Below are 8,323 nucleotides of genomic sequence, written 5' to 3'. Positions count from 1 at the left end.
ATAAGGGAGAGGGTGGGGGGACGTCCGACGGCCGGGCGTGGCGATCGGACGCCGGCGACGACGCGTGCCCCGGTCGAGCGGGCGCGTCGTACGGGTGGTGGGGGACCGGGACGTGGCGTGCCGTGGCGCGTACGGCGTCCACCAGCTCCATCGCGGCGACCGCCTCCGCGCGGACGGCGCTCTCCTCGGGGCCGGCCCCGCCGCGGCGCACCTGCTCCGCGAACTCCTGGAGCAGCGTCTGCAGTTGGTCGGCGGCCGGCAGGTGCAGGCGCTCCTCGCGGTTCTGCTCCTCCAGCACCACCAGCGGCTGATGGGCGGGTGGCGGGGTGAACGCCCGCGTCACGGTGACCCGGGCCCGGTCCCCCCACACCGTGTAGGCCGACGCGTAGGCATGCTCGAACCCGAAGGACAGCTCGGCCAGCACGCCGGACGGCGACACCAGCAGCACCTGGCCCGACAGGTCGAGCCCGTCCTCGGGCCGGACCCGCAGGGTGGCCCCGGCCACTTCGAGGCCCGGCCCGAGCAGCAGCGAGGCCGCCCGCAGGGGATACACCCCGAGGTCGAGCAGCGCGCCGCCGCCCAGCGCGGCGTCGTAGCGGATGTCGTCCTCGGGCAGCGGGGGGATGCAGAACTCCGCCCGGAAGGAGGCCGGCCGGCCGAGCCGTCCCGACTCCATCAGACCGCGGACGTGGGCGTGCTGCGGGTGGTGCGGGAACATGACGTTCTCCCGCAGGACGAGACCCCCCTCCGCGGCCAGCGCGCACAGCGCACGCGCCTCCGCCGCGTCCACTCCCATCGGCTTCTCCACCAGGACGTGCTTGCCCGCCCTGAGCGCCTGCTCGGTGAAGCGGTGGTGCAGCCCCGTCGGCGTCGAGATGTACACCGCGTCGATGTCCGGCCGGGCGAGCAGCGCCTCGGCGTCCTCCTCGGCGGCGCAGCCGAAACGCTCCGCGAACTCCTCGGCCTTCGACGCGGTACGGCCGGCCACGGCCGTCAGCCGCAGCCCCGGGGTGCGCACCACCGTGGGCAGCACCCGCCGCCACGCGATCGACGAGGTCCCGACCGCGCCCAGCCGGACGGTGCGCGCCTGCGTCTGCGCCGCCGCGCCCGTCGTCAGGAGGGCCTTCGCCTCGGTCTCTCTCGTCATGGTCCCGTCCGTCACAGCGACCTCCAAGCCGCGATCAGTGTCCGCGCCTGGACGTTGAGATGATGGCCGTAGCGCAGCAGCTCGTCCACCTGGCGCAGGGAGACCCAGCGGAACTCGTCCGAGACCACCGGCAGTTCGTCGTCGGTCTCGACGACGACGTAGTGGCTCTCGGCGTGCAGGAAGCGCCCGCCCTCCTCCGAGAGCCTCACGTCGTACACGGCGCCGGCGCGACGGGCCAGCACCTCGTCCAGATAGGCCGGGCGGGAGTCGGCGGGCAGGTGCGCGTAGTTCTCCGGCGTGTACTGCACGGTCGGGCCGAGTTCCACGACCGACACGAAGCCGGGTTCGGCGCGGGCGTGGAGCAGGGCGTGCGGCACGCCGTTCAGCCGCCGCACCACCAGGGCCGCCAGGCCCGTCCCGTGCGGCTTCAGCAGCGGCTGGGACCAGGCACGCACCTCCCGGCGGGCCGACGCGACGTCCACGGCCACCACGCTGAAGTACCGGCCGTGCACATGGGCCACCTCGGTCTCGCCCACGGTCCAGTCCTTGGTCTCCGCCAGCCCGACCGGGGTGACCCGCACCTCGTGCTCGGCCCGCCGGCGGGTGATCCAGCTGCGGACGTCGGTGTCCGGGTGCACCGCCTCCTCGGCGTGCGTCCGCCAGTCCGGCAGGCACGACAGCACGGTGCGCGCGTCCATGTTCACGAGGTTGTCCTCGCGCAGCAGCGCGTTCACCTGGCCCAGCGTCAGCCAGGCGAAGTCCTCGCCCGCCTCGATGCCGGAACCCACCGAGACGATCATGTTGCGGTTGCGCTTGCGCAGGAACCACGAGCCCTGCTCCGACTGGAGCACGTCGGCCACAACGGAACCCGGCCCGGGACGGCGGAAGCACTCGAGATAGGGGACCTTCGACCCCCCGTGCACCCGCATGTAGTTGCTCTTCGTCGCCTGCACGGTCGGGGACAGCTGCACCCCGTTGACGTTCCCCGGCTCGGACTTCGCCTGCATCAGCAGGTGCGGGATGCCGTCGAAGTCGCGCAGCGCGATGCCCAGGATGCCGATCTCCGGCTGGTCGATGATCGGCTGCTCCCAGGCCGGTACCGGCCCGAAGTCCGACGACACCCGCAGCCCGTGCACCGCGAAGAAGCCTCCGCTGCGGTGCCGCAGGTCGCCGGTGCGCTCGTCGAAGGCCCAGCCGTCCAGTTCCGCGAACGGCACGCGCTCCACCCGCTGCGTCTGCGCCCGGCGGCGGTCCTCCAGCCAGGCCGCCAGCTCGGCGTTGCTCAGTACGCCGCCGTCGACGGCCGCCGCGGACGCGGCCAGGGCCGCCGCGGTGGGCGTCCGCACGGACGGCGACGGCGCCGGCGCGCTCGTCGGTGTCATGGATACGACCTTCCCTCAGTCGAGGCCCACGGCCCCACGGACGGTTCACCGGCCGGAGCCCTGTCGGTCACATGTCCGCGCCGCAAGAACGGCACCCGCGCCGAGGAATTGGCACCCGAACCGGAAACGGCCGGCAGCCGCACCGGAAGAAGCGACCACCGAATGCGGCACTCCTCAGCGTGCCCGATCGGATTCGAGCATTCGCCTAGTCATTCCGCCTTGCGACCCGCCGCCCGGCCTGGCTATGGGCAGGCAGGCCGCCAGGTTCCCGCCCCGTCCCGCGACGTGCCGACGACCCCGCGGGGACCGGGCTCCGCGACACCCCCGACGTGCCTAGGAATTCCCCTAAAGCGTTTCGTACGGCGGCGGAACGCCCCCTGACCGCGTGCGAATGTGAGGGCTGCTCCCGCCCCCCGCCCTCGGTATCTGGAGTGCCATCGATGAACGAGCCGGTGCCCACCGACCTCCGGAACGTCGCACCGGGCCACGAACCCGTGGCCGTCGTCGGTCTCGCGTGCCGGCTTCCGGGAGCCGACGGCCCGGCCGCCTACTGGAACCTCCTCACCGAGGGCCGCAGCGCCGTCACCGACACCCCCGACGACCGCCGCGACGGCGCGCCCGCCGACGGCTGGCCGCTGCCGAACGGCGGCACCGCACCCCACCGCGGCGGCTTCCTCACCTCGCCCGCCGACTTCGACGCCGCGTTCTTCGGCATCTCGCCCCGCGAGGCCGACGCCATGGACCCGCAGGCCCGGCTCGCCCTCGAACTGGGCTGGGAGGCACTGGAGCACGCCGGCATTCCCGCCGCGTCCGCCCCCCGGGCCACCGCCGTCTACCTCGGCGCCGACGTCTGCGACTACGCCGACGTCGTACGGCGGTCCGGCGCACGCACCGGACACCACACGCTCACCGGGCTCAACCGGGCCCTCATCGCCAACCGCCTGTCCCACGCGCTCGGCGCCACCGGCCCCAGCATGACCGTCGACAGCGCCCAGTCCTCCTCCCTGACCGCCGTCCAGCTCGCGTGCGACAGCCTCCGCCTCGGCGACAGCGAACTCGCCCTCGCCGGCGGCGTGCACCTCAACCTCAGTCCCGAAAGCAGCCTGGCCGCCGCCCAGTTCGGGGCGCTCAGCCCGGACGGCGCCTGCCACACCTTCGACGCCCGCGCCAACGGCTACGTACGCGGCGAGGGCGGCGGAGTCGTCGTCCTCAAGCTCCTCGGCCGCGCCCTCGCCGACGGCGACCGCGTGTACGCCGTCATCCGCGGCGGCGCCGCCAACAACGACGGCGACGGCGCCGCCCTCACCACCCCCGACGCCACCGCCCAGCAGGCCGTCCTGCGCGCCGCCTACGAGCGCGCCGGGGTCGACCCCGCCGACGTCGGCTACGTCGAACTCCACGGCACCGGCACCCGGGTGGGCGACCCCGTGGAGGCCACCGCCCTCGGCCAGGTCCTCGGCCGCGCCGCAGGACGCCGCGCCCCGCTCGCCGTCGGATCGGTGAAGACCAACATCGGTCACCTGGAGGGCGCGGCCGGCATCGCCGGGCTCCTCAAGACCGTGCTGTGCCTCTCCCACGGCCACCTCGTGCCCAGTCTTCACCACGAGCGCCCGAACCCGGCCATCGACCTCGACGGACTCGGCCTGCGCGTCCAGCGCGACCTCGCCCCCTGGACGCCGGACACCCCCGGCGCGCCTCTCCGGGCGGGCGTCTCCTCCTTCGGCATGGGCGGGACGAACGTCCACCTCGTCCTCGAAGCCGCCCCCGACGCCCCCGCCTCCGCCTCCACGGCGGGGACGCCCCGCACCGCCCCCGTCACCGTGCCCTGGCTGCTCTCCGCCCGCACGCCGGAGGCCCTGCGCGCCCAGGCCGAGCGCCTGGACGGTCACGTCCGCGCGGTCCGGCCCGACCCGGTCGACACCGCCTGGTCCCTGCTCACCACCCGCACCCACCTGGAACACCGCGCCCTGGCGGTCGGCACCGACACCGCGAGCCTGCTGGACCAGCTCGCCACCGTCGTCCCCGCCGGACCGGTCGACGGCGACATCGGCCGGCCGGTGTTCGTCTTCCCGGGCCAGGGCAGCCAGTGGCAGGGCATGGCCGCCGAACTCCTCACCACCTCACCGGTCTTCGCCGGCCGTCTCGCCGCCTGCGGACGCGCCCTCGCCCCGCACGTCGACTGGGACCTCGAAGCCGTCCTGCGGGGCGACCCCGAGGCACCGCCCCTGGACCGCTCCGACGTCGTCCAGCCCGTCCTGTGGGCCGTGATGGTGTCCCTGGCCGCCCTCTGGCAGGCGCACGGGGTGCGGCCCGCCGCCGTCGTCGGCCACTCCCAGGGCGAGATCGCCGCCGCCTGCGTCGCCGGCGCCCTGAGCCTCGAGGACGCGGCCCTGGTCGTCGCCCTCCGCAGCAAGATTCTCGTCCCCCTGGAGGGCCGCAGCGGCATGGTGTCGCTCGCCCTCACCCCGGACGCCGCCCGCGACTTCACCGCCCGCTGGGGCGACCGCGTCACCGTCGCCGCCCTCAACGGCCCCTCCTCCACGGTCGTCTCCGCCGACGCCGGCACGGTCACCGACATCCTCGCCACCGCCGAACGGGAGAACGTCCGCGCCCGCCGCGTCGGCATCGACTACGCCTCCCACTCGGCGCACGTCGAACCCGTCCGCGACGAGATGCTGCGGCTGCTCGCCCCGATCACCCCGCGCACCCCCGAGGTGCCCTTCCTGTCCACCGTCACCGGTGACTGGCTCGACGGCCCCACCGACGCCGCCTACTGGTACGACAACCTGCGCAAGCCGGTCCTGCTCGAACCCGCCGTACGCGCCCTCACGGCCGCCGGCCACGGCGCCTTCGTCGAGGTCAGCCCTCACCCCGTCCTCACCGGCCCCGTCCAGGACACCGTCGAGACCGCCGCCGGTCCCCGCCAGGCCGTCGTCGCCGGCACCCTGCGCCGCGCCGACGGCGGCCCCGCGCGCTTCCAGGCGTCCCTGGGCGCCCTGTGGGCCCGGGGGGCCGACGTCGACTGGACACCGGTCTTCGCCGGACTCACGCCCCGCCGCGTCGACCTGCCGACGTACGCCTTCCAGCGGCGCCGGCACTGGATCTCCGGGGCCGCCACCCCGGCTCCCGCGAACGCAACCCCGGTTCTTCCGGACGCCGGCCCGGACCTTCCCGGCGTGGGCTCCCACCGTCCCGACACCGCTCAGGGCCGGTCGGACAACGCCCCGGCGCTGCCCTCCGACGCCGACGCCCTGCGCCTGGTCCGGGAGAGCACCGCCGTCGTCCTGGGCCACACCGACCCCGCGGCCGTCGACCCCCGGCGCTCCTTCAAGGACCTCGGCATCGACTCCGTCACCGCCGTGGAACTGCGCGACCGGCTCAACGCCCTCACCGGACGCGCCCTCCCCGCGACCGCGGTCTACGAGTACCCGACCCCGGCCCGCCTCGCCGACCGCCTGAGCGCCGACACCGACGAGCCGGCGGGCACGCCCTCCACCTTCGTCGGCAGGGACGGCCGCAGCGCCCGTACCGACGACGATCCCATCGCCATCGTGTCCATGGGCTGCCGCTACCCCGGGGGTGTGCGCAGCCCGGAGGACCTGTGGCGACTCGTCACCGACGAGGCGGACGCCCTCTCCGCGTTCCCCACCGACCGCGGCTGGGACCTCGCCGGCCTCTTCGACCCCGACCCGGGCCGCACCGGCACCACCTACGTCCGCGAAGGCGGATTCCTCGACGGCGCATCCGAGTTCGACGCCGCCTTCTTCGGCATCTCGCCGCGCGAGGCGACGGCCATGGATCCGCAGCAGCGGCTGCTCCTGGAGACCGCCTGGGAGACCCTCGAACGCGCCGGCATCGACCCCCGCAGCCTGAACGCCACCGCCACCGGCGTCTTCGTCGGCGCCACGGCTCCCGAGTACGGCCCCCGCCTCCACGAAGCCACCGAAGCCGTCGAAGGTCACGTCCTCACCGGCACCACCTCCAGCGTGGCGTCGGGGCGTATCGCGTACGCGCTGGGGCTGGAAGGCCCGGCGGTGACGGTCGACACCGCCTGCTCGTCCTCGCTGGTCGCCCTGCACCTGGCCGTGCGCGCCCTGCGCAACGGCGAGTGCTCCCTCGCCCTCGCGGCCGGCGTCACCGTGATGTCCGGTCCCGGCATGTTCGTCGAGTTCAGCCGCCAGCGCGGCCTGGCTCCCGACGGCCGCTGCAAGCCGTTCTCCGCCGGAGCCGACGGCACCAACTGGGCCGAGGGCGTCGGCGTGCTGCTGCTGGAGCGGCTGTCGGACGCGCGGGCCAACGGGCACCAGATCCTGGCGGTGGTGCGCGGTTCGGCCATCAACCAGGACGGCGCCTCCAACGGCCTCACGGCGCCCAACGGTCCCTCGCAGGAGCGGGTGATCCGGGCCGCGCTGGCGGACGCGGGGGTGTCGGCGGCGGACGTGGACGTCGTTGAAGCGCACGGCACGGGCACGAAGCTGGGTGACCCGATCGAGGCGCAGGCGCTGCTCGCCACCTACGGCCGGGACCGTGACGCCGAACGGCCGCTGTGGCTGGGCTCGGTGAAAGGCAACATCGGCCACAGCCAGGCCGCCGCCGGTATGGCCGGTGTCATCAAGACGGTCGAGGCGATGCGGGCACGTGTCGCCCCGAAGTCCCTGCACGCCGAGGAAGCCACTCCGTACGTCGACTGGTCGTCGGGGTCGGTCGAGTTGCTGGCGCAGGCTCGTGAGTGGGAGACGCCGGACGGGCGTCCCCGCCGGGCCGGCGTGTCGTCGTTCGGGATCAGCGGGACGAACGCGCACGTGATCCTGGAGGAGGGCGAGGCACCGGAAGCCCCGGTGGCGCCCTCGGCCGAGGGCGAGGCGGCGGTCCTCCCGTTCCTGGTGTCGGGTCGCTCCGAGGGGGCGTTGGCGGGTCAGATCGACCGGTTGACGGCCCACCTGGAGTCGGCTGCGGTGCGGCCGGTGGACGTGGCGTGGTCGCTGCTGGTGTCGCGGTCGGTGTTCGACCACCGGGCGGTGCTGGTGGGGGGTGAGCCGGTGGCGTCGGGTGTGGTGACGCCGTCGGCCGGTTCGCCGGTGTTCGTGTTCCCGGGTCAGGGGGCTCAGTGGGCCGGGATGGCGGTGGAGCTGCTGGAGTCCTCGCCGGTGTTCGCGGAGCGGTTCGCGGAGTGTGGTGAGGCGCTGGCCCAGTTCGTCGACTGGTCGTTGACGGATGTGGTGCGCGGGGAGGACGGTGCGCCGGGTCTGGACCGGGTGGATGTGGTGCAGCCCGTGCTGTGGGCGGTGATGGTGTCGCTGGCCGCGGTCTGGGAGTCGTTCGGTGTGCGGCCGGCGGCTGTTGTCGGGCACTCCCAGGGTGAGATCGCCGCTGCGGTGGTGTCGGGTGCGCTGAGCGTCGTCGATGGTGCTCGGGTGGTGGCGTTGCGGTCGAAGGCGATCGTGGCGCTGGCGGGGCGGGGCGGGATGGTGTCCGTCGCTGCCACGCACGCGGACACCGAGTCGCTGATCTCCCGTTGGGACGGCCGTATTTCGGTCGCTGCGGTGAACGGGCCGACGTCCACGGTGGTGTCGGGTGACGCGGACGCCCTGGACGAGCTCGTCGCTCACGCGGAGACGTCCGGTGTGCGGGTGCGCCGCATTGAGGTGGACTACGCCTCGCACTCGGCCCATGTCGAGTCCATCGAGGCCGAGTTGGCGGAGCTTCTTGCCCCGGTCACAGCTCACGAGCCGTCGGTGCCGTTCCTGTCGACGGTGACGGGGGAGTGGATCGGCGCCGGTGAGACGGATGCCGG

General features: G+C 74.2%; 3 protein-coding genes. 1 reads left to right on the top strand and 2 read right to left on the bottom strand.

Features of this window, described 5'->3' with window-relative positions; translation table 11 throughout:
• The coding region (locus tag CCN29_RS28545) for a Gfo/Idh/MocA family protein (protein ID WP_442538530.1) at positions 1-1,147 on the bottom strand (1,147 nt) is incomplete at its 3' end.
• An 11-nt stretch (positions 1,148-1,158) separates the two neighbouring features.
• Complete coding sequence (locus CCN29_RS28540; RefSeq protein ID WP_006135657.1) at positions 1,159-2,529, bottom strand: NDP-hexose 2,3-dehydratase family protein; 1,371 nt, start codon at positions 2,527-2,529, stop codon at positions 1,159-1,161.
• A 440-nt stretch (positions 2,530-2,969) separates the two neighbouring features.
• Between CCN29_RS28540 and CCN29_RS28535 the strand changes: the two genes are divergently transcribed.
• The coding region (locus CCN29_RS28535; protein WP_143661395.1) for a type I polyketide synthase at positions 2,970-8,323 on the top strand (5,354 nt) is incomplete at its 3' end.

The sequence above is a fragment of the Streptomyces pseudogriseolus genome (assembly GCA_002154585.1).
Taxonomy (GTDB): Bacteria; Actinomycetota; Actinomycetes; order Streptomycetales; family Streptomycetaceae; genus Streptomyces; species Streptomyces pseudogriseolus.
The sequence above is the reverse complement of the archived record's forward strand: the minus strand, read 5'-3'. Positions and strand labels throughout refer to the sequence as shown.

Bases quoted from the DNA above. Each gene is read 5' to 3' on its own strand.
- CCN29_RS28540 (WP_006135657.1), bottom strand. From the start codon at position 2,529: ATGACACCGACGAGCGCGCCGGCGCCGTCGCCGTCCGTGCGGACGCCC.